The sequence below is a fragment of the Limnobacter sp. genome (genome assembly GCF_036846585.1).
In the GTDB taxonomy this organism is placed as follows: domain Bacteria; phylum Pseudomonadota; class Gammaproteobacteria; order Burkholderiales; family Burkholderiaceae_B; genus Limnobacter.
This window is the reverse complement of sequence record NZ_DAIUBR010000021.1, coordinates 18,814-43,806: the sequence shown is the minus strand read 5'-3', so window position 1 is coordinate 43,806 and position 24,993 is coordinate 18,814. Positions and strand designations below refer to the sequence as shown.

Genomic DNA, 24,993 nt, shown 5'->3' with positions numbered 1-24,993 from the left:
ATTCACCACGACACTTATTCTGAAAGCGCAAGGTGAAAAACCCCGTTAAAATGCTTTTTTCAAAGCATGCAGTGAAACCCCATGAACGCAGCAACCACCCCCTTACCCGGCAAATTATTCCAGTTGGTGTTCGCCCTGATCATGGGTTTTCTCATGGTGGGCATTGTTACTTTTGTTACCACCGCAAGCAACTTCGGTTTCAGTACCAACTTCCTGGCCACTTGGGGAAAAACATACCTCATTGGTTATCTGGCGGCCGTGCCCGCCATTTACCTGCTGGCACCTGTGGCACGGCGAATTACCGCACGCGTGCTGGGCTAGGCTAGACTAGCGACTGGATAACGTGCCACACCAAAGGAGCCTGATCAGTGACCGAATTCAAACGCACTCAGGAAATGCACCAGTACTACAGAGACAGTTTGATTAAAACCTACTTCTTTGAAGAAATCGGAAAAATCCCCAAAGAAACCCTCACCGCGCTGATCGACGCCAATTCATATGACCCCCTGTTGTGCGCTGAAACACTGATTCCACTCCAATCCGGATTACCTGCCACACGCGACCTTGCCCTCAAGCAGATGGTGCTGCTGATTGCGCAATCGCACCTGTCCATGGACAAACACAGAAACGGACTGCAAACCCCCTTGCCCGAAGCCTACAAAAAAAGCATTCGTGACGGTTTGATGCGTGTGCTGAAAAAAGTACCCAGCGTGAAATACCTCATCAATGCCATTCAGATTTTGTACCGAATCGGCGAGATCGATGAAGCCATGGCGCTGGTTCGTAAAAATGAAAAAGTGGTCGATACGTCGCCCCACCTTCAACAAATTGTGGCCATGGTGTACACCATGGAAGAGCGCTACGAGGAAGCACTGCCCTACCTGCTGAAACTGGTCGATTCCGGCGCACATCAGAGCAACTCCCTGATCAAACTGATGAGCATGACCTGCATGTACCAGTTGGGCGCACTGCCTGACGAACCCGTGGACTTCGCCACCCTTGCCCACGAACCCGCACAGGCTACAGATCAGTTTCCTTATGAATGGATCATCGAGCCTGGCACCACATGCCGCAGAAAACCAACCCTGTTGATTGCCTGCGACGACAAGTATTTTCACGAACACGCACTGACCCTGCTGTATTCCGTTGTTGAACACAACGATGCCGACCTGCTGGTTCACCTTCACTTGTACACCCCCGACGCAAGCGTAATTCAACACGTGCAGGAACTGGCCACACAGTACCCGCAGCTTGAAATCAGCGCATCGCATGAAACGATCGATTTGACATCGCCTACCAAAGTGGTGGAATTTGCAACCCGCCGTTTCTCAGCATGCAAGGCGTTGTTGACGTACCTGAATGCCCCCGTCATCTTGCTGGATGCCGATGCCCTGTGGCGCAAACCCTGGCAGGCAACACTGGGCGAACTGGCGCAAAACCACGACGTCATTGTTTGCCAGCCAAAGGCAGCACCATTTTGGGAACACGTTGCCGCCGGGCTGGTGTATCTGAACAACACACCTGCCGCCCAGCGATACATTGCGCAAGTGGTCGCCTTTATTGAAGACAACCTGACCAAGGGAAAATCACTCTGGTTTCTGGATCAGATTGCCCTGTCCGCTTGCCACCAGAAAGCTCACAAATACCAATGGGACGTGCGGTTTGCCAGCACCACCCCCGACCTGTTGATGGACGTGAACCATGGTGACAACGCCCTGACCTGGGTTGTTACCAACCAAAAGCATGCTGCCGGTGCTTACGCCGACTACAAACACGCACTGCAAACCCGCCATGCCCAGTTGCCATAACCGTTAAACGTGGCACTATTCAACTGAACGTTTGATTGTTAACGGGGAGAAGTCAACATGGCAGCATGGACAAACAAAACTGTGTTCATCACGGGTGGCAGCCGCGGCATTGGGCGCGAAATCATTCTGAAACTGGCTCGTGAAGGTGCCAACATCACAATTGCAGCAAAGTCTGACATTCCCAACCCCAAACTGCCGGGCACCATTCATTCCGTTGCGCAAGAAGTTGTTCAGGCAGGCGGCAACGCCCTGCCCATTGCAACAGATGCGCGCGACGAAGCCCAGCTAAAAAAAGCGATCGAGGCCACGGTTGAAAAATTCGGCGGCATTGACCTGCTGATCAACAACGCCGGGTTTCTCGGCGTTACCCCCCTGGCTGCAACCGACACCAAGAAATTCGACCTGATGCATGCCCTGAACACGCGTGCGCCGCTGGTCACCATGCGCGAATGCCTGCCCCACCTGCAAGCCAGCAAAGGCAGCGTGTTGAACCTGTGCCCACCACTGAACATGGACGAAGGCTGGCTGGGTGCATTCATACCCTACACCACAACAAAATACGCCATGACCCTGCTCAGCATGGGTTTTCAACAGGAAGTAAAAGCCAGGGGAGTTGTGGTTAAAACCCTGTGGCCCGCCACTTTGATTGCCACCGCCGCCGTGGGCATGTTCAGTGGCGAGGAAGGTTTGAATGTGTCCAGAAAGCCGGCCATCATGGCCGACGCCGCATTTGAGCTGATCAACAACCCAACGCGGTTTGCATCCAAAGTGTCATGGCTGGACGAAGAGGTGCTTCGCGAAACCGGGGTGACTGATTTCGCGCATTACGCCAACAACCCGGAACGGATTGCAGACATTCAACGAGACTTCTACATCGGCAAGTTCTGAAGCAGCGCCTGCGCTGTGTCGATCAAGGCTTGTTTTCGTCATAAATGGTGCCGCCGAACTTCAAGGCGGAATCAGCCCGTCTGGAATGTGCAAGTGGATAAAACATTTGGTGCGCCCAGTGTTCCTGCCCGTGAATGCGGTCGTCCATCAAGCCAATATGCTCGGGGTACTTGCGGGTAATGTGGGCCGTGCCAAAAATAACGTCCCACAAGAAAAACATGTTGCCAAAATTGCCGGTGTAGTGGCCAATGCCGTCTTTGTTGGTCAGTGCATGGTGTGCCCAATGCGTTGCGGGTGTTGAAATGGTGCGCTCTACCACCCACATCAAGGGGCCTAGTGCGCGAATTTTATACAGCGGTTCATCCCAACGCCAGGCACAATGCGCACCCAGAATAATCGTCATTTTGATGCTCAGGTACAGCACATACACCCAGCCACCAAACCCCAAAAACAGCAAGGCGCCTGCAATCCACAGGCCGGGCATCATCAGGTAGTAAAAAAAGTTGTTTCGGAATGTCATGCGCACGCTCATGTATTGCGCGGAATGGTGGGCACGGTGCAAAGGCCACAACAAGGGCGAATGCGAAGCCCGGTGCCACAAATACTGGGTTAAATCATCACCCAGCACCAACACGCCAAACATGGCCCACCAGGGCCAATCCGCCAACGCACCTTGCCACTGGGCAAACCATGTTTCACCAATATGCTGGGTCAACAGAATTGCCGTTGGCTGGGAAATTGACACCACACTGACAAACACCAGGAAATCAAGCTTGGTGTCATTCGCAGTGGCGTGCACGGTGGTTTGGTAACGGCGAGAGGCAAACTCCATCAATGCAAAACCCGCGATGGCGATCAAGATAAGCACATTCTGAAATCCCGAGATTTCCATGATTGACCCAACAGTTTTTGGTGATGAATTGACTGTAACCTTGCCCAGGCAATTCGTCCAATGCATAATATTCTCATCCTTAATGCAACCAATGCATCAACATGACCAATCTGAATCAGTTTGAACACCTTTTGGCACTTGATGAAGCACGTCACTTCGCCAAAGCCGCACAGAAAGTTCATCTAAGCCAACCCGCTTTCAGCCGCAGCATTCAATCACTCGAAAAACAGACCGGTTTGCTGCTGTTTGAACGCAAAGGCGGTGAAATACGCCCCACACCCGCTGGCCAGTTTCTGATTCAACGCGCGCGAACTCTCGTGCTTGAAGCCAAGTCGCTGAAACGTGACATTGGCCTGTATCAGCAAGGCGAAGTGGGTGAACTTGTATTTGGTGTGGGGCCATTTCCAGCAGCAACTCTGGCAGGCCTTGTCATTGAAAAAATTCGCCTTGAGTTTCCCAAGGTTTCTGTTCGTGTCGAGATCGACAACCCTGCAAACCTGCTGGCATTGTTGTTGAAAGAGGAAATCGATTTTTTCGTGGCCGACATCGGCGAAGTGAATGCTGCACCCTATTTGAACATTCAACCCCTGATGCGGCAGTACGGGCATTTGTATGCGCGCAGCAACCACCCATTGGCTGGTCAACCCCATCGTTTTGAGGCGGCCTGGGCCTATGGTATTGCTTCTGTGAAACTGCCCGACATGCTCAAGGCGGGCCTGGGCCAACTGCTGGGACAAAACAGCCGAAACCTGCCGCAACTTGCGCTGGAATGTGACGACGTGAACCTGTTGCACCAACTTGCGTTAAAAACCGACACCGTGGTGGCCTCCACCGAACTGGCGGCCAAACCCCTGCTGGAGAACGGCACGCTGGTCAAGCTCAATATCGTCGACTTTCCGTCACTGTTCAGCAACATCGCGATAGTGAACCTGAAGGGGCGGTCACCTTCGCCTGCAGGTCAGTATGCAATCGCGAGATTTAAAGCCAAAGTTTGAGTCAGGCACCGGTAATTGGCCTGCGACTGAAAATACCGACGATGGGCGTTCCCTGGGCTCGCAGAACAGGTTCAATGTCACGGTGAAGCGCGTGATAGCGATAGAAAGGCACTCGTGGAAACAGGTGATGAATGGAATGCAAATTCTGACCCAACCACAACCACTCCAAAGGCTTCATCCACCGGGGCATGATCAAACTGTTGGTGTTCTGGTACCGGGCCGATCGTTCATAAGGATGATGCGGGCGGTATGCAAACCAGTACGCCGTAAAAAAGGCCCCCAACAGATACCCCAACACAAGCAGCACCACAACCTCTGAAGTACCCACCCACACGCCGTACAACACGCGCCAGGCAACCATGCAAACAACCTCAGCAAAGTAAAGGCTTTTGTTTTTAAGGCTGGTTGTTTTCCAATGGTTACGAAAAAGAAAGGTAATTTGAACCCAGAGAAAATGAAAACCGCTAACAATGAATGAGAAAAATCCGTGCCCCATATTACTGACCACGTAATCGGGATCTTTGTCGGGTTGGTTTGTATAGCGATGATGCGTGAAATGCTCAACCTTGTGGGTTGAATACGGCACAAAAATCAGCAACGCAGCCAGATAGCCACACACATCGTTCAGCCATTTCAGTCGTTCCCTGTCCCCGTGAATGTTGTTGTGAACCGCCTCGTGCAACGGTGTATAAGACATGTAAGTAAGAACAGCGTAGACAGGCAAAGCCACCCAAAGAGAAAGATCACCGCTGGCGAACAAATCAAGCAACAGGCTCATCGAACACAGCACGAACACCACCAGTGCAACCGTGCCCCAGGCAGGTGCACCCGTGTACTTTTTCGAAGCCATGATGGCTTGCCTGTTCAACTGCTCCAAATCTGCCTGCATGCATTTGTCTCCGGTTATCTCATTGTTGTGATACTTTCAATCTAATGTCGTGCCAAACATTAAAACAGGGCATTTCAGGTCTTTGGAACAACATTTCTGGCCATGAAACATCATTTGATGCACCCAGCCACCATCGCGCAGGTGATGGTGAATTTCGCAAACCGCTTTGGGATTGATGCCCAAACATGTTTGCTGGACAGCGGTATTGCGCTGGAAGATCTATCCAGGCCAAACACCTGGCTGAGTCGAAGCCAGGAAATACAACTGCTAGAGAACCTGCTCACAAACTTGCCTGACAAGCCCGCGCTGGGATTTGAGTTGGGATTGCAGTACAACCTGGCAACATTTGGAATTTGGGGATTTGCCATTCGCACTTGCCCAACATTGGCAGATGCAATCAAACAAGCTTTGCGTTATTTGCCATTGAGCACTGCGTATTGTCGCTTCTCAACTTTCCAAACCAGTGACACACTGACCATCACAGCAGACCCAAGCGCCATAGAGCCGCATTTGCAACAATTTCTGCTGGAGCGGGATTTGGGTACTGCTTTGAACTTGCTTGGCGAGATGGGATTGCATGGCATTCCCGTGAAACGACTGGAATTTAAAAACCTGCCAGAAAGCCACCGAAGCAGAATTGCAGACTTAACCGGCATACAACCGGGCAACGGATGTTCAGTCAATGCCATTGTGCTGGACAGGCGAATGGCAGAATTGACATTGCCAACCTACGATGCCCACATGCTTCGCATGTTTGAGGATCAGTGCGCCAGACAATTGCGCATGCGACAAGAGGACGGTGTTGTGGGTCAGGTCCGTCAACTTTTGCTGGGTTCTCTGGGTATGGTTTGCTCCCTTGAGGATATGGCGCTGGCACTGGCACTTTCACCTCGAAGTTTGCGACGAAGACTGAACGATGAGGGCCATTCATTTCGCGAAATACTTGAAACAGAACGCAAACAACTCGCAGCGCATTTGTTGTCGTCACATTCAATGACGCAAGATGAAATGGCGTTGCACTTGGGTTACGGCGACACAGCCAGTTTCACACGCGCATTTCGCCGTTGGTATGCCTGTTCACCCGGCGATTATCGGCGAAAACAAATGAACTCACTCGTGATTACATGACCCGGTCAATATGAACACCACCCCAATTTTCATATCGTATGCACGCGAAGATTCCCAATGGGTACAAGCCATCAGCGCAAGCCTGGCCAGCAAAGGCATTCATGCCTGGGTCGACACCAACGCGCTCGACTACGCAAGCCTTTGGCAAGACGAAATTGAAGATGCAATTCTTCGGGCGCAACTTGTTGTTGTGTTGGTCACACCTCATTTTCTGGACTCGCTGGCTTGCCGGTTTGAAGTAGAACGTGCCGAACGTTTGCGCAAACGCCTGTTGCCCGTCATTGACAGCCGGATTGAAGAACACCAGATACCCGCCGCCTTGAATGCCTATCAATGGTTCAAACTGAATCGCGACACCGACAATGCCAACACCGTGGCGGCCTGGATAGAACGCAGCATCAACCTGGACCCGGACTGGCTTAAGCGACACACCGACCTGACAACCCGGGCACAACAATGGGTCAACAACAGAAAAGACCCCAGCCTGTTGCTTCGCGGAAAAGACCTGGCCTCGGCCCAAGCCATGCTCGAAGAATCCAGCCTGAAAGACAAACCTTTGGGTAGCGATTTGATCGAGATGATTGCCGTGTCGGATCAAACCCAATCCCGCCGACGAATGACACTGGCTGGCTTCCTCGGCGGCAGTTTACTCGCAGTGATTGCAGCAGCTTCATTTGGCTACATTCAGCACGTTCAAGCCGAAGGAGAGGCCAAATCGGCACTTCGCAATCGCCTGAACCAACTGGCCATGGCCGGCGACTTGTCCAGCATGCTTGACACCGCCAAAGCCAATGCAGCCCGGCTTGAAAAAGACCCCATGGCCAGCCTGCAAGTACGCCTGTTTCAGGCTGAGTCACTGTCCACCAATCTGGAATTGAAGGCCTACGAAGTTGAATCGCTGGAAGTGAAAGGCAATTGGGTGATGCTGCACAGCTTCTCGTCGGGCGGCCAGTTGTTCAATCTTGAAAACTGGAATGAACCACGTCATACAGCCAATTTTTCCGAAGGCGAAACCCACAAAGTCAGTCTTTCCGATTCGGGCAATTACCATGCAATCTGGACACCCACGCAATTCACTATTCGCCCCTCTTCCAACCCAGGGGAAGAAACCCAACACATCTCGAACCACGCCAACATTGAACACATCACACTGCTGGAAAATGCAAGGCAAATTGTGATTCAACAAGCAAGCGGTGTCGCTGTTTACCCGTGGGTACCGGGCCAAACCGCGTTGCCGCAAGCCAGCCTTCAAATGGATGGTGTTCAGCTTCTACGCGCCTTCCCGAATGGCGACCTGCTGTATCGCAAACCACCCAAAGCCGGTGGTCAATTTGAAGTGTGGATTCACCAACAAGGCAGCGACCTTTTGCTTGGGCGCTTCAAAGGGCAAGTTCTGCAAGTGCTTCGAAACCAGGACCAGGTTCTGGCCATTCGCGTAAAACGGGAAGTTCACGGCTTTCAGGCGGGCAAGCCCTTGGGCAAAGTGTGGGTGGCCGATGAATCGGGTGTGGCTTTGTCCAACCGGGGGCACAGCCTGGCCGTGGTCGACCCCAGCAACGAAGCGCGAGTGTTGTACTTCTCTCTCGATGATGTGGTTGTAAGTGAAGGCAAATCTCTTCGACAAGACCCCGCCGCCCTAAGGGACGACCTGCAAGAAAACCTGCATGCGTTGCGCAATGGCGCAATATCCATTGGCGAGCTACACCCAGTTTTTGATCAAGACGACAGCCGCCTGTTTGCACCCGGTGAATTCAATCGGTCACTTTCCCCAATCAATGCCCAACTCATTGCCAGCATGGACTCTGAACTGGGCACAGAGGGCGGGCTTTCCGACAACATTCTTGTCTTGGGCGGCAGTGGGCACCACCTTCTAGGCTTGTCGCTCAACCACGGTGGCAACGGCACAGTCACCCTGCACCGCTTCTCAATTCCAGCACGCTTGCAGCAAGGCCGCACCAGCGCAATTGCCACCACACTTCAAGCTGATCAATCCGGTTTTTTTGCCTTGCAAACTCACGGGCAACTGGTACAACAACCTTGGGTGGGTTCACCCACCATGCTTCAGCTTCCAGGCCTTGAAACAGAAAACGCCAATACCGCACTTGTGGCGGGTACGTTGTCAGCCACGGGCGAGCGTGCATGGGCCATCAACACACAAGGCGAATTGCTCGCCTGGACACTCCAAGGTCAACAAGCCAAGCTGAACTTCAAACAAACCATTGACATGGACTGGCTTACCGACTTGAATCGCTTTCGCCCTGTGAGTGTGTCGAAGAACGGAAACAACCTGTTGCTGGTGGGCACACAAGGCTTGTTGCTGCTGGATGCCAACACCGGCAAAACCCGATGCAAACTGGAACACACCGAACAGTTTTACGATGGCATGGCCTACTTTCTCGATGAACAAACACTGGTCAGTGTAAACATGCTATTCACCAACGGCACAGGCTGGGAAAACCGGCGAATTCAGGCCTTTGATGTGAACCAATGCACACCCGTAGAACGTTTTGCCGCAAGGCCCGAACTTCAAGAAAACGAGGGTTATGAAGCCGGTTTCGGCTTTGGCATACAAACCGAACTGGGCGGCGCCCCTTGGATGGCCGATCGCCGCTTCGGTGCAAAGTACAGAATTCGAGACCTGCAAACTGGCAACACGCTGGGTGCATTGTCCAATCACAGCGGTCGAATTCTGGCACTTCGCGCCCACCCGGCCACCGACTTGTTAATCAGCAGCGATGAAATTGGCTCGATTAATATTTGGGAAAGCAGTACGCTGCGCAGAATCAAAACGCTCGACGCACCGCAATGCCAGGCCATTGACCTGGAACTGAACAACACCGGCACCCACATGCTGGCCCGCTGCGCCAACGGGCAGACCATTTGGTGGGCCCTGGGTGAACAACCATGAACACCGCCTTGCAAGAAGTAAAAAACCTCATCAGCAAAGGTGAATTTTTCAGGGCCTACGATGCAGCCATACATGCCCTTGGCAACAACCCGGACAACACCGCACTGAAACACAGGGCCTTGCTGGCACTGGCCAATGCGGGTGCATACCGGCTGGCGCTTGCTCGCTTCAAGGACATGAGCCTGCACCACAGCCACGAACTGGACGTGCAATGCCTGTTGGCACGCCTACACAAAGACATGGGCTTTGCCCAGAAAGGCGAGGCCGCCCGCACCCGCTTTTTGAACGCATTTCAGCTATACGAACAAGCGTGGCAAATGCACCGCGACTCGCCCCAAGCCTACTACCCAGCCATCAACGCCGCAGCCTGCGCCGCGTTTTCGGGCACGCCTGACAAAGCGGAACAATGGGCTGGCGTGGTATTGGGTCAACTCAAAAGCCTGAAAAACAATCTGGTGGACCAAGGCGAGCAATACTGGATCAACGCCACGCGCATTGAAGCACTGTTGATTCAAGGGCAACTCGGTGCCGCGCGTGCACTGGTACCCGAAACCCTTTCGTTGATTGAATCGGATTGGACAGCGCTGGCCTCGACCCTGCGGCAGCTACAACGCCTGTGCACATGCCTGGGCCATGATTTCAACAGCCTTGGCTTTTCAACACCGCCCAGCATCATCCACTACACCGGGCACCTGATCAGCCCCACCGGGCGTTTTCCAGAACACGAAGAAGCGCGGGTTGGTGAGCAAATTCAAGAATTGCTTGAGTTATACAATGTGGGCGTTGGCTACGGTTCACTGGCGGCGGGCGCCGACATTCTGTTTGCAGAAAATTTGCTCAAGCGCGGCGCCGACCTTCACGTGGTGCTGCCCTTTGATCGCGACGACTTTTTGAAAGTGTCGGTGCTGCGCTGCGGCCCACACTGGGCCACACGCTTCGAGTACTGCCTGAATGCCGCGCGCAGCGTACGAATGGCCACCGACGACGCCTACCTGCAAGACGAGCAACTGTTTACCTACTGCAGCCAAATCGCCATGGGCCTGGCCATACTGAATGCCCGACACATGAACTCAGCAGTGGCTCAAATTGGCGTTTGGGACGGCCGCACACACGAAACCCTGGCAGGCACCGAAGCCGACTTGCGACAATGGAATTTGACTGGACTGCCACAGCACTTGATGAACAGCCAAGGCGCCACGTTCAGCGAAGGCTTGCCAGCAAACCTGGCTGAAGTACCTCGAGCAAAACGCCCAGCAAACAATCAAGGCCGAGAAAGCAAAGCCATGCTGTTTGCAGACGTGAAAGGTTTCAGCAAACTTGGCGATGCCACACTGCCCGTATTTGTAGAACAAATCATGGGGCGACTGGCCAAGGTGACGGCGCAACACAAAAACCAACTTCACAGTATCAACACCTGGGGCGACGGCATATTTGCCGTGTTCAACAACGTGGCCGCCGCTGCCGAATGTGCACTGGCCATGCAAGAAAGCATGGCATTGATTGATCGAACGGCACTTGGGCTGCCTGAAGAACTGTCGCTGAGAATTGGCCTGCACCTGGGCCCTGTGTACCTGACACTCGACCCCATTACCCAGCGCGAAACTGCAATTGGCGCACACGTTAGCCGTGCAGCGCGAATTGAACCCATTACACCCGAGGGCTGCGTGTATGTGACGGAAACATTTGCGGCAGTACTCGCAATTAGTAGCAAAAATGAATTTGCCTGCGACTACGTGGGGCAAACCGAAACCGCCAAAAATTATGGCTTGATGCGCATGTTTTTGTTACGACGTACCGAGGACAGCGATGCGACGACGGTGGTGCTGGATTTTGAGAGGTGAATAATTGAGTAGGCGGGGTAGACCAGTGATCTGAATTGCAGTAGTTCCGACTTGATCTGACACAAACCTTGCCAAAAGGTGGAGTTCTCCGTTTTGATGTAGGTGCGAATCTTCATCAAAAACGGCGAGTAATCGCCAAAGGAGTAACCCCATGAACACTGTGAATCAAAGTGCAATCAAACACAAGATCGGATTGCTGAACCTGGCCCAAGAACTGGGCAGGTCAGCCTGACCGACGCACCCAACCCATGTGCAGGTATTGAGGGCTATCGGGAAACCGGGCGTGATGTGTATGTGGAAGACGAAACATTCAGTCGCGTGTACCAGGCAGCATGTGCCCCACTACGTGAGGCCATGGACTTGGCATACCTGACCAGCCAGCGACCCGCTGATGTTTTGAAGTACACCATTCAGGATGTGCGTGATGGAACGCTTCTGGTGAAGCAGAACAAGACCTCGAAGAAAATTCGAATTGAGGTGACCGGTGAACTGGAAGTGGCGATCAAGCGGATCATGACCAGGCGCGCGCAAATCAAAATGCCGAACGTGCTGTCAATGACTTTAATTGTGAATGAGCGTGGCGAACCGCTTTCAGCCAATGCGCTGCGGTCCCGATTCGACAAAGCCAGGGAGCTGGCAGGAGTAGACAAGGCTGAGTTTCAGTTCAGGGATTTGCGGGCGAAGGCTGGCACGGACACGGCAGAAGCTGGGGGAATTTTGGCGGCGAGAAAGCAACTCGGTCACGCCAGTGTGACTATGACCGAGCAGTATGTGAGGAACCGGAGAGGTGAGAGGGTCAAGCCTACAAAATAATGGTTAGGCCGTCTTTGATACGTTTGCAACAAAATTAAATCGATGGCGAATAGTGTCGTTCACTAGCTTTGTAGAGTTAACGATTTTCAACTGCTGCTTTACTTTCGCCATTCCGTACATATCGACAAGGGGAAGCAAAGCGGCATTTACGAAAGCAGTCGGTATCCCGACGATACCGTTGAAAGAAAGATGAACGGTCTCTCCGCTGCTCATCGCTTCTTTTACCAAAGAAAAGATTACAGATCCGTCTTGATAGGTAGATGCTTGTTTAACATGATCAAGAATTTCAATTACCACTCGAAATCCTCCTCTTGAATCTCAGCAAAGAATGCTCTCAAACTACTCTCTGCAATTATCACACGAACAATCGTGCCAGGGAAGAAGCCATCTTTAATATTTCTGAAAGTGGGCCGATCACCTATCGATGAAGATGATGTCGCCATCTCAGTTGTTGAAGATGCAATGACCAAAGAGGACCCAGGCTTTCCTTTTATATAGCGAATCAAAGTTGGTATGCCGGCGCCTCGATTTCGTACATTACTCTTGGTAGTAAAACCTTCCTCAGCAGCCTTGGCCATGGCCTCCCTATCATTTAGCGTCGGCACTAACTTTCGTACAGCCGTAGGTATCCCCTGACCGAAATCCGCAATTGCAATGTGAACCTCGCCCTTTTTGGGGTAGTACTGCGAAAAGGTACAACCCACACCCGTTCCGGAATGGTCATTAATATTGTGAAAAATTTCTTCTATAGCGGCTCTCAATCCAGCCAGCGAGTCCTCTTGCAAGTCAAATATTCCTTCTATCCACGGAATCAAATCTCTGTAAAGATATTTCGTAAAATCTTGCTGTGGAATAATTTGAAGGGGACAAGTCGTTTTCCTACATCCTGCAGAAAACTGATTCAGACGAGATCCTCTGGCATAGGGCTTAAAGAATCCCGAGTCATCTAAATATTTGATTGCATTCAGACTCAGATCAATATTGACAAACTTTACTTCGCAATTCTTATCAACCCGCAGAAACTCAATCACGTTTGATAAGGCCACAACTCCAATAGGCTCGATAAACCGAAGAGTTGCAAAGTCAAAACTAATTTTTGGGCTTCTGACATTCTTACCTTCATCCAAGACTTTTTTTATAAACGCATACATCCGCTCCTTATCAAAACTAGCGGGTAGTGGAATGACTATTGGCTTGGAACTTAGAAATGAAAGCGGCATTCAGATCCTGCGTTAACAGTTTGAAACTGCCATCGTACACCCAAGATTGAGCGACCTTTTGCGGAACTATTCACCTTTTGCGGAACTAAAAGCAAAAGGCCCACATTGCTGTGGGCCTTGCTGTATTTGGCTCCCCGACCTGGACTCGAACCAGGGACCTGCGGATTAACAGTCCGTCGCTCTACCGACTGAGCTATCGGGGAAAGAGCCGAGATTATAGCAGCGAAATTTTTTTGCGCAACCCTAAATATCTAAATTGAACAAATGAATTACAAAAACCCCGCTGCCTGCTTAAACCTTAGGCAATTTCTTCCTTAACCCAGCGCTTTCGCGATGCGTTCACAGGCCTTTTCAAGGTTGCCCATGCTGGTTGCAAATGAGATGCGGAAGTAACCTTCAGCACCAAAAGCAGAACCGGGCACCACCGCCACACCAGCTTCCAGCAAGTAGGCGGTCAGTTCCAGATCGTTCGCAGCCTTGATCTTGCCTTCAGCTGCCAGCTTCTCAATCGCCTTGCGTGCATCCACAAACGCGTAGAAAGCGCCTTCCGCCTTCAAACATTGAATTGTAGACACCGCATTCAAAGCTTTGGTCACGAACTCATTGCGCTCACGGAACGCAGCAACCATGGGCTTCAAGCAATCCTGATTGCCATTCAAGGCAGTTTCCGCAGCCACTTGCGAAATAGACGTGGGGTTGGAAGTGGACTGGCTTTGCAGGTTGGTCATCACATCGATCAACTTGGCAGGGCCTGCGGCAAAACCAATGCGCCAGCCAGTCATGCTGTAAGCCTTGGAAACACCATTCAACACCACGGTACGGTCTTTCAGGGCTGGGCAGGCGTTCAGAATGTTCACAAACGGCACACCGGCCAGGTTGATGTGTTCGTACATGTCATCGGTGGCCACAATAATATTGGGGTATTTCAACAGCACTTCGCCCAAGGCGGCCAGTTCAACCTTGGTGTACACAGCACCCGTGGGGTTGCTGGGGCTGTTGATCATGAACATTTTGGTTTTTGGGGTGATGGCCGCTTCCAGCTGGGCAGCTGTAATTTTGAAGCCCTGTTCAATACCGGCAAACACCAGCTTGGGCACGCCGCCGGCAATTTCAACGATGTCCGCGTAGCTGACCCAGTAAGGCGCAGGAATTACCACCTCGTCGCCATCGTTAATGGTGGCCAGCACCATGTTGAAAATACATTGCTTGCCGCCCACGCCAACCACCACTTCATTGGCCTTGTACTCCAAACCGTTGTCGCGCTTTAGCTTGGCGATCACGGCGTTTTTCAAGCCGGGCGTGCCGCCCACGTTGGTGTACTTGGTAAAACCGGCATCAATCGCTTTCTTGGCAGCTTCTTTGATGTGGTCGGGGGTATCGAAGTCGGGTTCACCAGCGCCCAAGCCGATAATGTCTTTACCCTCGGCTTTCAGTTGGGCCGCCTTGGCTGTCACGGCAAGTGTAGGGGAAGGTTTGATCGTAAGTGCGCGATTTGAAAGCATGATTCCGTTGTCAGGGAGTGAAAAAAGAAAAAGTCAAGTCTGGAAAAAAAACTAGTTTCCAAGGATAATGCAAGATTGGCTTAACACAAAATGCCGCAACTTTTCTGCAGCAACCAGCCCAATGATGCAACCCCACAATTCTACGGGATTGGCCAGAAGGTTCAACCCGTTCGGGTGATCATTGGCCAAAACCGCTGTGCTTTGTGGTTGCCTCGCATCAAGATTCGCAGTTTAACATGACCCCTGGATTTATCAGTTACCCCGACAGTCCGTTCGAGTTGTACCAGCCCTATGCCCCGGCCGGCGACCAACCGACTGCGATCAAAAAACTGATTGAGGGCGTGAACGACGGTGAAGTATTCCAAACCTTGCTGGGCGTCACAGGTTCAGGCAAAACCTTCACCATGGCCAATGTAATCGCCCAGACTGGCCGCCCAGCGCTTGTTCTGGCGCCGAACAAAACCCTGGCGGCGCAGTTGTACGCCGAAATGCGCGAATTTTTCCCCAAAAATGCGGTGGAATACTTCGTGAGCTATTACGACTATTACCAGCCCGAAGCCTACGTACCCAGCCGCGACCTGTTCATCGAGAAAGACAGCTCGATCAATGAACACATTGAGCAAATGCGGCTTTCGGCCACGAAAAGCCTGCTGGAGCGGCGCGACACCATTATTGTAGGCACCGTCAGCTGCATTTACGGCATTGGTGATCCATCCGATTACCACGCCATGATTTTGAGCATTCGCCTTGGCGACAAGCTCAGCCAGCGCGACATCCTGAAGCGCCTGATCGCCATGCAGTACAAGCGCAACGACCTCGACTTCACACGCGGCACGTTCCGCGTTCGTGGCGATACCATCGACGTGTACCCCGCTGAACATTCAGAGCTGGCCGTGCGCATTGACCTGTTCGACGATGAAATTGACGGCATTCAGCTGTTCGACCCGCTCACTGGCAAAATTCGCCAAAAGTTGCCCCGTTTCACGATTTACCCCAGCAGCCACTATGTAACGCCGCGCGCCACGGTGCTGCGCGCCATCGAAACCATCAAGACGGAACTGCGCGAACAACTTGATTTCTTTGTAAAAACCGGAAAACTGGTGGAAGCCCAACGGCTGGAGCAACGCACCCGGTTCGACCTGGAAATGCTGGCCGAACTCGGTTTTTGCAAGGGAATCGAGAACTACAGCCGCCACATGTCGGGCGCAGCCCCGGGCGAACCGCCCCCCACGTTGATCGATTACCTGCCCAAAGACGGCTTGATGATTATTGATGAAAGCCACGTCACCATCGGCCAACTGGGCGGAATGTACCGTGGAGACAGGTCCCGCAAGGAAACGCTGGTTAACTTCGGCTTTCGTCTGCCATCTGCCATGGACAATCGCCCCTTGCGTTTCGAGGAATTCGAGTCCAAAATGCGGCAAACAGTGTTTGTTTCAGCCACGCCCTCGAATTACGAGAAAGAGCATTCTGGTCAAGTGGTTGAACAAGTGGTGCGCCCCACAGGCCTTATTGACCCTGTGATTGAGGTGCGCCCTGCCACCACCCAGGTCGATGACCTGCTCAGCGAGATTCACGAAAGAACTCGCGCTGGCGATCGAGTATTGGTTACAACGTTGACCAAGCGCATGGCCGAAGACCTCACTGACTACCTCAGCGATAACGGCGTGCGCGTGCGGTATTTGCATTCCGACATTGAAACGGTAGAACGCGTAGAGATTATCCGCGACCTGCGTTTGGGCGAATTTGACGTGTTGGTTGGAATTAATTTGTTGCGCGAGGGCTTGGATATTCCAGAAGTGTCCCTAGTTGCAATACTGGACGCTGATAAAGAAGGCTTTTTGCGCAGTGAACGCAGTTTGATCCAAACCATTGGTCGTGCTGCCCGAAATTTGAACGGCAAAGCCATTTTGTATGCAGACAGGGTCACCAACTCAATGGAATTGGCGATTGGCGAAACCACCCGCCGCAGAAACAAGCAGATTGAGTTCAACACCGAGAACGGCATTACCCCGCGGGGCGTGAGCAAGCAAATCAAGGAACTAATTGATGGCGTGTTCGATCCAAATGCTTCCAGGCAACGCAAAGCTGACAAGGCCATGGAAGTTGCACCGCTGGGCGAAAAGCAGCTGGCAAAAGAAATCAAGCGGCTTGAAAAAGCCATGCTGGACCATGCGAAGAACCTGGAGTTTGAAAAAGCAGCCCAGGCCCGCGACCAGTTGGGTTTGTTAAAAGAACAGTTGTTTGGCAGCAAGGGCGATTCGAACGTGATATCGCTGGATGCCAAACGTAGCGCTTAGGTGCAGCGCCCAAGCGCATTGCAAAAGGTTTTAGAGTTTTATTTTAATGGGTTCAGGACAATAGGAAGCCAATATGAAAAGCAAAGTCTTGTTTGTGTGCATGGGAAACATCTGCCGCTCACCAACGGCGGAAGGCGTTTTCAGGCAGATGGTAAGCGAAGCGGGTCTTGACCATGAAATTTCTGTTGAATCAGCAGGCACGCACGCCTACCATTTGGACAAAACGCCCGACCCACGTGCCGTGGCTGCCGCAGCCAAGCGTGGCTACGACCTTTCCGAACTGATTTCGCGCCAGGTAACGGCCGATGATTTCCGCGACAGCGACATGATTTTGGCCATGGACTGGGACAACATGAGCCTGCTTCAACAGCAGTGCCCACGCCAGTACGCGCACAAAATTCAGTTGATGATGCGCTACGCCACTGAACACGACGAAGCCACCGTACCCGACCCCTACTATGGCGGACCCGATGGTTTCGACACCGTACTGAACTACATTGAAGACAGCTGCACCGGCTTGTTGGAAGTGTTGCGCAAGCGCGTGTTTCAGTTTGCCGCTGCTTAACGCTGGGTAAGTTGGCACCACCCGCTTCTTGCGGGCGATGAGTTCAAAAACCGCTGGCCTTGGCTGGCGGTTTTTCTTTGTCAAACCAAGGTTTCCCCTAGCCCAACACGCCCCCCGAATACTTGAGTAAAACAGTCAACTTTGCTATACTTGACCAAAATAGTAGGAATTAGAAAGGGACGCCATGCGATTGACCACAAAAGGCAGATTTGCCGTCACAGCCATGATTGATCTTGCCTTGCAGCAAGACACAGGGCCGGTGTCGCTTGCGGGCATCAGCCAACGCCAAAACATTTCATTGTCGTACCTGGAGCAATTGTTCTCCAAACTGCGTCGTCATGAACTGGTTGAAAGTGTTCGCGGCCCAGGCGGCGGTTATCATATCGCCCGCGCCTTGAAGGAAGTGAGCGTAGCCGATATCATTTTGGCGGTAGACGAGCCTTTGGACGCAACGCAATGCGGCGGCAAGGAAAACTGCACCGACGAAGGCCAGTGCATGACGCACGACCTGTGGAGCAGCCTGAATACCAAAATGTTGGAATACCTGGGTTCGGTCAGCCTTCAATGCCTGGTTGAAAAACACAGGCAAAAAGACGCCGAACGAACCATTCAGTTTCGTGAAAGGCCAGCAGCCTCTAATGCCGCAGCCGTACAGCACACACATTAAACAGCAGTTGATTGGAGCAAACACATATGAAGATGCCGATTTACCTCGATTACAGCGCCACAACCCCAGTGGACCCGCGCGTAGCCGATGCCATGATTCCTTTCTTGCGTGAAAGTTTTGGCAACCCGGCATCGCGCAGCCACGCCTACGGCTGGACCGCTGAAGAGGCGGTAGAAAACGCGCGCGAACAGGTGGCTTCCCTGGTGAATGCCGACCCGCGCGAAATCGTGTGGACTTCTGGTGCAACAGAATCGAACAACCTGGCCCTCAAAGGTGCAGCGTTGTTCTATGGTGAAACCAAGGGCAAGCACATCATTACCCTGAAAACCGAGCACAAGGCCGTGCTGGACACCTTCCGCGACCTTGAACGCCATGGCTTTGAAGCCACTTACCTGGACGTTCAGGAAGACGGCTTGATCAGCCTGGACGCCTTGAAAGCGGCCATTCGCCCCGACACCGTATTGATTTCGATCATGTTCGTGAACAACGAAATTGGTGTGGTTCAAGACATTCCCGCCATCGGCGAACTGTGCCGCGAGAAAGGAATTATCTTCCATGTCGATGCAGCCCAGGCCACCGGCAAGGTTGAAATTGACCTGCAAAAACTGAAAGTCGACCTGATGAGCTTTTCGGCCCACAAAACCTACGGCCCCAAGGGCATTGGCGCACTGTATGTACGCCGCAAGCCCCGCATTCGCATTGACGCACAAATGCACGGTGGCGGCCACGAACGTGGCATGCGCTCCGGTACCCTTGCCACGCATCAAATTGTGGGCATGGGCGAAGCGTTCCGCATCGCCAAGGAAGAAATGGCTGGCGAATTGCCCCGCATGCGTGCACTGCGCGACCGTTTGCTCAACGGCTTGAAAGCCATTGACGAAATTTATGTGAACGGCAATCTTGAGCAGCGTGTGGCGCACAACCTGAACGTCAGCTTCAACTTCGTGGAAGGTGAATCGCTGATCATGGCTGTAAAGGAAATCGCGGTGTCTTCGGGTTCAGCCTGTACATCGGCCTCTCTTGAACCGTCGTATGTGTTGCGCGCCCTGGGTCGCAGCGACGAACTGGCGCACAGCTCAATTCGTTTCTCGATTGGCCGCTTCACAACCGAAGCCGATGTTGATTTCACCATTGAATTGATGAAAGCCAAAGTGGCGAAGTTGCGCGAATTGTCGCCCCTTTGGGAAATGCACCTGGACGGCGTGGACCTAAGCACCGTTCAATGGGCAGAGCACTGAAATATTTAAAGATTGAGGAGAAGTACCATGGCATACAGCGAAAAAGTTCTAGACCATTATGAAAACCCCCGCAACGTGGGTTCGTTCGAAAAGGGCGACGACGAGGTGGGCACAGGCATGGTGGGTGCACCGGCTTGCGGCGACGTCATGAAGCTGCAAATCAAGGTGGGCGCCGATGGCTTGATCACCGACGCAAAGTTTAAAACCTACGGCTGCGGTTCAGCCATTGCATCGTCTTCTTTGGTAACAGAGTGGGTGAAGGGCAAACCCCTGGACCAGGCGCTGGAAATCAAGAACACCGCCATTGCTGAAGAGTTGGCATTGCCGCCTGTAAAAATTCACTGCTCCATTTTGGCTGAAGACGCCATCAAGGCCGCAGTGGAAGATTACAAAAAGAAGCACGCTTAATAATTGAAGGAAGTAGACACCATGGCGATTACATTGACAGAACGCGCCGCCGACCACATCAGCAAGTTCCTGACCAAACGTGGCAAAGGAATTGGCTTGCGCATTGGTGTGCGCACCACCGGGTGTTCCGGCATGGCGTACAAGCTTGAATTTGTGGATGCGGTGGCCGACGAAGACAGCGTATTCGAAGCCCATGGTGTGAAGCTGTTCGTGGATCCCAAAAGCATGCCTTACCTTGAAGGCATCGAGTTGGACTTCGCACGCGAAGGCCTGAACGAGGGGTTCAAGTTCAACAACCCCAATGAAAAGGCGCGCTGCGGCTGCGGTGAAAGCTTCACGGTTTAATGGCCAATTTAAGCGACAGTGATTTCGATATTTTCGGGTTGCCCTGCCAGTTTCAACTGGACAGCGCAGCCCTTTCCGCTTCGTACCTGCGCCTTCAAAGCCAGACCCACCCGGATCGTTATGCAAACTCGGGGTCGCAGGAAAAGCGGCTGGCTGTTCAATGGGCCACGCGGATTAACGAAGCTTACAAGCGTTTGCAAAACCCGATGGAACGCGCCATTTACTGGTGTGAACTGAACGGCGAAAACCCGCGCGGGCAACAAAGCAAATTGCCCCCAGCGCTCTTGATGCAGCAAATGCAATGGCGTGAAGCACTGGAAGAAATTGACGGTGTGGACGACCTTGAAAATCTGCTCGACGAAGTGGCTGCCGAAAAAAAGCGCTGCCTGGAATTGATTGCGCGGCAAATTGACAGCGACAAGAATGCGCAGGCGGCCAACGGCACCGCGCAGGCCTTGCTGTTTATCGACAAATTCATGATTGAGTTGACCAGAAAACTGGAGCAACTGGAGGACGCCAGCTAATGGCCTTGTTACAAATTGCCGAACCCGGCATGTCCACAGCACCGCATGAGCACAGGCTCGCGGTGGGCATTGACCTAGGCACCACACATTCGCTGGTGGCCAGCGTGCGCAGTGGCAGTGCCGAATGTTTGCCCGATTCTTCTGGCCGCGTAATTTTGCCCAGCGTGGTTCGCTACTGCGAAACCGGCGTGAAAAACATGGGTGAAGACGCCTTGGCTTGTGCCGACACCGACCCGTTCAACACCGTGTTCTCGGTCAAGCGCTTGATGGGCCGTGGTTACAAAGACGTACAAGGTTTAAACCTGCCCTACCGAGTGAAAGATTCCGGCGGCATGGTTGAAATTCAAACCGATTACGGCACCAAAAGCCCGGTTGAAGTATCAGCCGATATTTTGCGCGCCTTGCGCAAACGTGCTGAAGCCACTTTGGGTGGTGAACTGGTGGGCGCTGTCATTACCGTGCCGGCCTACTTCGACGAAGCACAGCGCCAGACCACCAAAGACGCAGCGCAACTGGCCGGCTTAAACGTTCTGCGATTAATCAACGAACCCACCGCCGCGGCTGTGGCCTATGGCCTTGATCAAAAAGTACAGGGCCAGTTTGTGGTGTTCGATCTGGGCGGTGGCACATTCGATGTGTCCATTCTGCGCTTGCAGGCTGGCGTGTTTGAAGTGCTGGCCACAGGCGGCGATTCCGCCCTGGGCGGCGACGATTTCGACCGCGCAATGGCCGACCATTTCATTGCCACACACGGCTTTCAAGAACTGAACCCACAACAACGATCGCGTTTGGTGATGGCATGCCGCCGCGTGAAAGAACAGATTTCACACGAGCACACCGCATTTCTCAGCGTTGAGTTCAAAAGCGGTGAAACCATTGCTGAAACGGTCACTGCGGATCAATTTGCGGAAATTGTGGCACCTTTGGTAAAACGCACCATTCAAGCCGCCCGCAAAACTTTGCGCGATGCGGGCCTGACGATTGACGACATCGATGGTGTAGTACTGGTGGGCGGATCCACCCGCATGCCCGTGGTGCGCAACGCGGTAAAGGCATTTTTCGGCAAAGACCCACTGGTGAATTTGAACCCGGATGAAGTGGTGGCCATTGGCGCAGCCATTCAGGCCGACACACTGGCGGGCAACCGCAGTGAAGATGATCTTCTACTGCTGGATGTGATTCCGCTAAGCCTTGGCCTTGAAACCATGGGCGGGCTGACTGAACGGGTAATCAACCGCAACAGCACAATTCCCGTGGCGCGAGCACAGGAATTCACCACATTCAAAGACGGGCAAACCGCCATGGCTATTCATGTGGTGCAGGGCGAGCGTGAACTGGTGTCAGAAAACCGTTCACTGGCACGCTTCGAATTGCGCGGCATTCCACCCATGGTGGCTGGCGCAGCCCGCATTCGCGTGACGTTTCAAGTCGATGCCGATGGCCTGCTAGAAGTCAATGCAATGGAAACAGGTTCGGGTGTTTCAGCCAACATCACCGTGAAGCCTTCCTACGGCTTAAGCGACGACCAGATTGCAGGCATGCTGAAAAACAGCTTCGAGTTTGCTGAAGCGGACATGAACGCAAGGCAGTTGCGCGAGCAACAGGTGGAGGCCGTGCGCCTGGTGGAGTCCGTTGAAGCAGCCATTGCCAAAGATGCCGAACTGCTGCAAGCCGACGAACTGAAAGCAATCAATGCCAGCATCAAGACACTGCACGAACTTGCCAAAAGCGAAGACCTGCGCGCCATTGAAAAAGGCATTGAAGAATTGAGCCAACTGACCGAGGACTTTGCAGCACGCCGCATGGATGCGGGCATTCGCAAAGCCTTGACCGGCAAAACCATCGACACCGTGAGCACAACGCTCGGCGGGTCGAGCAACTAATTGATCACGAGAGATTTACACATGCCGATTATTAAAATTTTGCCCCACGAAAGCCTGTGCCCCGAAGGCAAGTCTTTCGAAGCACCTGCGGGCTCGCAACTGTGTGAAACCATTCTGGCCAATGGCATTGCACTGGAACACGCGTGCGAAATGAGCTGTGCATGTACCACCTGCCATGTCATCATCAAGGAAGGTTTCAACAGTTTGAACGAAAGCAGCGACGACGAAGATGATTTGCTGGATATGGCGTGGGGCCTGACACCGCAAAGCAGGTTGTCTTGCCAGGTCAAAGTTGCCGACAAAGACCTGGTGGTGGAATTGCCCAAGTACACCATCAACCACGCCCGCGAAAACCACTGACCCAGGAGGCCACACCATGAAATGGACCGACACGCTGGACATTGCACTGGCGCTGATTGACGCCCACCCCGAGGTGGATCCGCAGTACGTTCGCTTCACGGATTTGCACAAGTGGGTGTGTGCCCTGCCCGGTTTTGAAGATGACCCGGAAAGATCGAACGAAAAAATTCTGGAAGCCATTCAGATGACCTGGATTGAAGAACAGGACTAAACGGCAGCTACAACAAATCGTTGATTGGCAACAGGGAATAGAAAAACACCATCATCTTGCGCCACGCAGTGGCCTTGGGTTCAAGGTCATGGAACACTTCTTTTCCGGCCTGCCGTTCTACCCACACCAGCGATTCATTTTCGTCCAGGCGCACTTCATAAGCCATCGTCGGCAAGGCTTGAAAAGCCAGGTCAATTTGTGTGGCCAAACCCGGGCTTTGAATCAGCAAGCCCATTTCCGTGTTCAGGTTCACAGACCGTGGATCGAAATTAAATGAACCAACGAACACGCGCGAACCATCAACCGAAAAGGTTTTGGTGTGCAGGCTTGAACCCGAACTGCCCAGCATGGCATTGCGTTTTCCACGCCGTGGTTTTACCGCATCGGGGGTGCTTTTCAACTCAAACAGTTTGACCCCGGCCTTCAGCAGTTCTTTTCTGATTTTTGCATAGCCGGAATGAACGGCAGCCACATCGGTGGCCTCTAGTGAATTGGTCAACACCTGAACATTCACACCTGTTCGCGCCAGCCGGGAAAAAAACTCGACTCCTTTTTCTGAGGGCACAAAGTAAGGCGACACCACATTCATGCTGAGCACAGGCTGGCCAATGAAATCCCGCAGATCGGCCACCAGAAGGTCTTCCCGACTGGCTTCATTCAAACCTTTGGCGGGGCTGTCGCTGACCATTCGCACGAAGGTCCACTGCAAGGGCAAAGTCCCGTTCAAAAAATCCCGCAGAAATACCGATTCGCGCACTGGAACGACATAAGGTGCTGCACGCTCGGTTTGGTCCAGCGCGCTCACTTCCGCTTCGAGTTTTTGAAGTATGGCTGGATCGGTGGGCAACAGGATTTTGCTTGCGGGATAAGCGGAGTCACTGCGCCAATAAGCATCAAAATCCTGGGACACCGCGTTCACCACAAGCCCCACGCACAACATGTCCAGGTCAGTGAACAAGGCATCGTCGGTCGCACCAAAGTACTCATCGCCAATATTTCGGCCACCGGCAATGGTGACCTGATTGTCCACTGTGAATGTTTTGTTGTGCATGCGCCTGTTTACACGCGAAAAGTCGGTGACATAGCCCAGCCATTTCGGATTGCGTATAACGAAGGGATTGAACAGGCGCACTTCTACGTTCGGGTGACTGTCAACCCAGTTCAGTTGATGGTCCAGCCCAGTGATGCCATTGTCGTCAAGCAACAAACGCACGCGCACGCCACGGTCGGCGGCACGCCGCAGTTCATTCAACATCAAGGTGCCCGTGGTGTCGCTGCGCCACAGGTAATATTGAATGTCGATGGTGCGTTCAGCCGCGCGCAACAAAGCCATGCGGCTGGCAAAGGCTTCCTTCGGGTCATGAAGGGGGTACAGCCCGGCCTTGCCCTTGTTTTGCTGCACACGCTGCACAAGTGCTTTGCCCAAAAGGGTGTTGCGGGCTTGTTGTTCACTGAGCGCACTCGACTCTGTTCGGTCGCTTAACTGTGGCAGCGCGCAACCCTGCAGCAAACCAAACAGCAAGAACAGAACCGGCAAGTGGGCAGCCTGGCTGAACACATGAGCAAACCGATGTGCACCAGTAAGGGAAGATGCTGAAATTGTCATGT

At 52.9% G+C, this 24,993-nt stretch carries 24 protein-coding genes and 1 tRNA gene; 18 read left to right on the top strand and 7 right to left on the bottom strand.

The features are described from left to right. Positions 1-81: 81 nt before the first annotated feature. From V7028_RS10605 to V7028_RS10595, 3 genes are read left to right on the top strand one after another with little or no spacing between them, the layout of a single operon-like run. The gene (locus V7028_RS10605; RefSeq protein ID WP_334120052.1) at positions 82-321 is read left to right on the top strand and encodes a DUF2798 domain-containing protein; all 240 of its coding nucleotides are present in this window, start codon (positions 82-84) and stop codon (positions 319-321) included. Positions 322-368: 47 nt separating this feature from the next. Next, the gene (locus V7028_RS10600; RefSeq protein WP_334120051.1) at positions 369-1,808 is read left to right on the top strand and encodes a putative nucleotide-diphospho-sugar transferase; all 1,440 of its coding nucleotides are present in this window, start codon (positions 369-371) and stop codon (positions 1,806-1,808) included. 57 nt (positions 1,809-1,865) lie between these two features. Continuing rightward, positions 1,866-2,696 (top strand): SDR family oxidoreductase, encoded by an 831-nt coding sequence (locus V7028_RS10595; RefSeq protein WP_334120050.1) that lies wholly within the window; start codon positions 1,866-1,868, stop codon positions 2,694-2,696. 22 nt (positions 2,697-2,718) lie between these two features. Here V7028_RS10595 and V7028_RS10590 read toward each other — a convergent pair whose 3' ends face one another. Next, entirely contained in the window at positions 2,719-3,588 is an 870-nt protein-coding gene (locus tag V7028_RS10590) for a sterol desaturase family protein (protein ID WP_334120049.1), read from the bottom strand. A gap of 101 nt (positions 3,589-3,689) precedes the next feature. On the opposite strand from V7028_RS10590, the gene V7028_RS10585 reads away from it, so the two are divergent. Further along, complete coding sequence (locus tag V7028_RS10585) at positions 3,690-4,583, top strand: LysR family transcriptional regulator (RefSeq protein ID WP_334120048.1); 894 nt, start codon at positions 3,690-3,692, stop codon at positions 4,581-4,583. Between the two features lies 1 nt (position 4,584). Here V7028_RS10585 and V7028_RS10580 read toward each other — a convergent pair whose 3' ends face one another. Next, on the bottom strand, positions 4,585-5,472 hold the full coding sequence (locus tag V7028_RS10580; protein WP_334120047.1) for a fatty acid desaturase family protein: 888 nt from the start codon (positions 5,470-5,472) through the stop codon (positions 4,585-4,587). Positions 5,473-5,574: 102 nt separating this feature from the next. On the opposite strand from V7028_RS10580, the gene V7028_RS10575 reads away from it, so the two are divergent. The 4 genes from V7028_RS10575 to V7028_RS10560 all read left to right on the top strand — a co-directional run bounded on the left by V7028_RS10575 (position 5,575) and on the right by V7028_RS10560 (position 12,162). Beyond that, positions 5,575-6,600: an AraC family transcriptional regulator gene (locus V7028_RS10575; protein ID WP_334120046.1), complete on the top strand. Its 1,026-nt coding sequence runs from the start codon at positions 5,575-5,577 to the stop codon at positions 6,598-6,600. A 10-nt stretch (positions 6,601-6,610) separates the two neighbouring features. Beyond that, the gene (locus tag V7028_RS10570; protein WP_334120045.1) at positions 6,611-9,508 is read left to right on the top strand and encodes a TIR domain-containing protein; all 2,898 of its coding nucleotides are present in this window, start codon (positions 6,611-6,613) and stop codon (positions 9,506-9,508) included. After that, entirely contained in the window at positions 9,505-11,349 is a 1,845-nt protein-coding gene (locus V7028_RS10565; RefSeq protein WP_334120044.1) for an adenylate/guanylate cyclase domain-containing protein, read from the top strand. Before V7028_RS10570 ends, V7028_RS10565 begins: the two co-directional genes overlap by 4 nt. 288 nt (positions 11,350-11,637) lie before the next feature. After that, positions 11,638-12,162, top strand: a complete 525-nt coding sequence (locus V7028_RS10560) for a tyrosine-type recombinase/integrase (protein ID WP_334120043.1) — start codon at positions 11,638-11,640, stop codon at positions 12,160-12,162. A gap of 3 nt (positions 12,163-12,165) precedes the next feature. Here the strand turns inward: V7028_RS10560 and V7028_RS10555 are convergent, their stop codons facing one another. The 4 genes from V7028_RS10555 to V7028_RS10540 all read right to left on the bottom strand — a co-directional run bounded on the left by V7028_RS10555 (position 12,166) and on the right by V7028_RS10540 (position 14,884). Then, a complete protein-coding gene (locus tag V7028_RS10555; RefSeq protein ID WP_334120042.1) occupies positions 12,166-12,459 on the bottom strand; it encodes an STAS-like domain-containing protein in 294 nt (97 codons plus the stop codon). After that, on the bottom strand, positions 12,453-13,382 hold the full coding sequence (locus V7028_RS10550) for a histidine kinase (RefSeq protein ID WP_334120041.1): 930 nt from the start codon (positions 13,380-13,382) through the stop codon (positions 12,453-12,455). Before V7028_RS10550 ends, V7028_RS10555 begins: the two co-directional genes overlap by 7 nt. A gap of 127 nt (positions 13,383-13,509) precedes the next feature. Continuing rightward, positions 13,510-13,585, bottom strand: a tRNA-Asn gene (locus V7028_RS10545). Positions 13,586-13,696: 111 nt separating this feature from the next. Beyond that, a complete protein-coding gene (locus V7028_RS10540; protein WP_334120040.1) occupies positions 13,697-14,884 on the bottom strand; it encodes a pyridoxal phosphate-dependent aminotransferase in 1,188 nt (395 codons plus the stop codon). A 236-nt stretch (positions 14,885-15,120) separates the two neighbouring features. Between V7028_RS10540 and uvrB the strand changes: the two genes are divergently transcribed. The 10 genes from uvrB (at position 15,121) to iscX (ending at position 23,385) form a co-directional block, all read left to right on the top strand. After that, positions 15,121-17,184, top strand: a complete 2,064-nt coding sequence (gene uvrB, locus V7028_RS10535) for an excinuclease ABC subunit UvrB (protein ID WP_334120039.1) — start codon at positions 15,121-15,123, stop codon at positions 17,182-17,184. Positions 17,185-17,257: 73 nt separating this feature from the next. After that, positions 17,258-17,749, top strand: a complete 492-nt coding sequence (locus tag V7028_RS10530) for a low molecular weight protein-tyrosine-phosphatase (RefSeq protein ID WP_334120038.1) — start codon at positions 17,258-17,260, stop codon at positions 17,747-17,749. A 184-nt stretch (positions 17,750-17,933) separates the two neighbouring features. After that, positions 17,934-18,416 carry a Fe-S cluster assembly transcriptional regulator IscR gene (gene iscR / locus V7028_RS10525; RefSeq protein WP_334120037.1) on the top strand — a complete coding sequence of 161 codons (483 nt, stop codon included), beginning with the start codon at positions 17,934-17,936 and terminating at the stop codon, positions 18,414-18,416. Positions 18,417-18,442: 26 nt separating this feature from the next. After that, positions 18,443-19,654 (top strand): IscS subfamily cysteine desulfurase, encoded by a 1,212-nt coding sequence (locus V7028_RS10520; protein ID WP_334120036.1) that lies wholly within the window; start codon positions 18,443-18,445, stop codon positions 19,652-19,654. A gap of 27 nt (positions 19,655-19,681) precedes the next feature. Continuing rightward, entirely contained in the window at positions 19,682-20,062 is a 381-nt protein-coding gene (gene iscU, locus V7028_RS10515) for a Fe-S cluster assembly scaffold IscU (protein ID WP_334120035.1), read from the top strand. A 21-nt stretch (positions 20,063-20,083) separates the two neighbouring features. After that, positions 20,084-20,407: an iron-sulfur cluster assembly protein IscA gene (gene iscA / locus V7028_RS10510; protein WP_334120034.1), complete on the top strand. Its 324-nt coding sequence runs from the start codon at positions 20,084-20,086 to the stop codon at positions 20,405-20,407. After that, positions 20,407-20,931 (top strand): Fe-S protein assembly co-chaperone HscB, encoded by a 525-nt coding sequence (gene hscB, locus V7028_RS10505; RefSeq protein WP_334120033.1) that lies wholly within the window; start codon positions 20,407-20,409, stop codon positions 20,929-20,931. The genes iscA and hscB overlap by 1 nt, the downstream gene beginning before the upstream one ends. Then, positions 20,931-22,814: a Fe-S protein assembly chaperone HscA gene (gene hscA / locus V7028_RS10500; protein WP_334120032.1), complete on the top strand. Its 1,884-nt coding sequence runs from the start codon at positions 20,931-20,933 to the stop codon at positions 22,812-22,814. Before hscB ends, hscA begins: the two co-directional genes overlap by 1 nt. Before the next feature lie 21 nt (positions 22,815-22,835). Further along, on the top strand, positions 22,836-23,174 hold the full coding sequence (fdx, locus tag V7028_RS10495) for an ISC system 2Fe-2S type ferredoxin (RefSeq protein ID WP_334120031.1): 339 nt from the start codon (positions 22,836-22,838) through the stop codon (positions 23,172-23,174). Positions 23,175-23,190: 16 nt separating this feature from the next. After that, complete coding sequence (gene iscX / locus V7028_RS10490; RefSeq protein ID WP_334120030.1) at positions 23,191-23,385, top strand: Fe-S cluster assembly protein IscX; 195 nt, start codon at positions 23,191-23,193, stop codon at positions 23,383-23,385. A gap of 7 nt (positions 23,386-23,392) precedes the next feature. On the opposite strand, the gene V7028_RS10485 is transcribed toward iscX, so the two are convergent. Beyond that, entirely contained in the window at positions 23,393-24,991 is a 1,599-nt protein-coding gene (locus V7028_RS10485; protein ID WP_334120029.1) for a phospholipase D family protein, read from the bottom strand. Positions 24,992-24,993: the final 2 nt, after the last annotated feature.

Coding starts and splice junctions, on each gene's coding strand:
- V7028_RS10540 (WP_334120040.1), bottom strand. CDS start 14,884: ATGCTTTCAAATCGCGCACTTACGATCAAACCTTCCCCTACACTTGCC.
- V7028_RS10595 (WP_334120050.1), top strand. CDS start 1,866: ATGGCAGCATGGACAAACAAAACTGTGTTCATCACGGGTGGCAGCCGC.
- hscB (WP_334120033.1), top strand. CDS start 20,407: ATGGCCAATTTAAGCGACAGTGATTTCGATATTTTCGGGTTGCCCTGC.
- V7028_RS10590 (WP_334120049.1), bottom strand. CDS start 3,588: ATGGAAATCTCGGGATTTCAGAATGTGCTTATCTTGATCGCCATCGCG.
- V7028_RS10485 (WP_334120029.1), bottom strand. CDS start 24,991: ATGACAATTTCAGCATCTTCCCTTACTGGTGCACATCGGTTTGCTCAT.
- V7028_RS10585 (WP_334120048.1), top strand. CDS start 3,690: ATGACCAATCTGAATCAGTTTGAACACCTTTTGGCACTTGATGAAGCA.
- V7028_RS10550 (WP_334120041.1), bottom strand. CDS start 13,382: ATGCCGCTTTCATTTCTAAGTTCCAAGCCAATAGTCATTCCACTACCC.
- V7028_RS10530 (WP_334120038.1), top strand. CDS start 17,258: ATGAAAAGCAAAGTCTTGTTTGTGTGCATGGGAAACATCTGCCGCTCA.
- V7028_RS10570 (WP_334120045.1), top strand. CDS start 6,611: ATGAACACCACCCCAATTTTCATATCGTATGCACGCGAAGATTCCCAA.
- iscX (WP_334120030.1), top strand. CDS start 23,191: ATGAAATGGACCGACACGCTGGACATTGCACTGGCGCTGATTGACGCC.
- hscA (WP_334120032.1), top strand. CDS start 20,931: ATGGCCTTGTTACAAATTGCCGAACCCGGCATGTCCACAGCACCGCAT.
- V7028_RS10565 (WP_334120044.1), top strand. CDS start 9,505: ATGAACACCGCCTTGCAAGAAGTAAAAAACCTCATCAGCAAAGGTGAA.
- V7028_RS10520 (WP_334120036.1), top strand. CDS start 18,443: ATGAAGATGCCGATTTACCTCGATTACAGCGCCACAACCCCAGTGGAC.
- uvrB (WP_334120039.1), top strand. CDS start 15,121: ATGACCCCTGGATTTATCAGTTACCCCGACAGTCCGTTCGAGTTGTAC.
- iscR (WP_334120037.1), top strand. CDS start 17,934: ATGCGATTGACCACAAAAGGCAGATTTGCCGTCACAGCCATGATTGAT.
- V7028_RS10605 (WP_334120052.1), top strand. CDS start 82: ATGAACGCAGCAACCACCCCCTTACCCGGCAAATTATTCCAGTTGGTG.
- iscU (WP_334120035.1), top strand. CDS start 19,682: ATGGCATACAGCGAAAAAGTTCTAGACCATTATGAAAACCCCCGCAAC.
- V7028_RS10580 (WP_334120047.1), bottom strand. CDS start 5,472: ATGCAGGCAGATTTGGAGCAGTTGAACAGGCAAGCCATCATGGCTTCG.
- fdx (WP_334120031.1), top strand. CDS start 22,836: ATGCCGATTATTAAAATTTTGCCCCACGAAAGCCTGTGCCCCGAAGGC.
- iscA (WP_334120034.1), top strand. CDS start 20,084: ATGGCGATTACATTGACAGAACGCGCCGCCGACCACATCAGCAAGTTC.
- V7028_RS10575 (WP_334120046.1), top strand. CDS start 5,575: ATGAAACATCATTTGATGCACCCAGCCACCATCGCGCAGGTGATGGTG.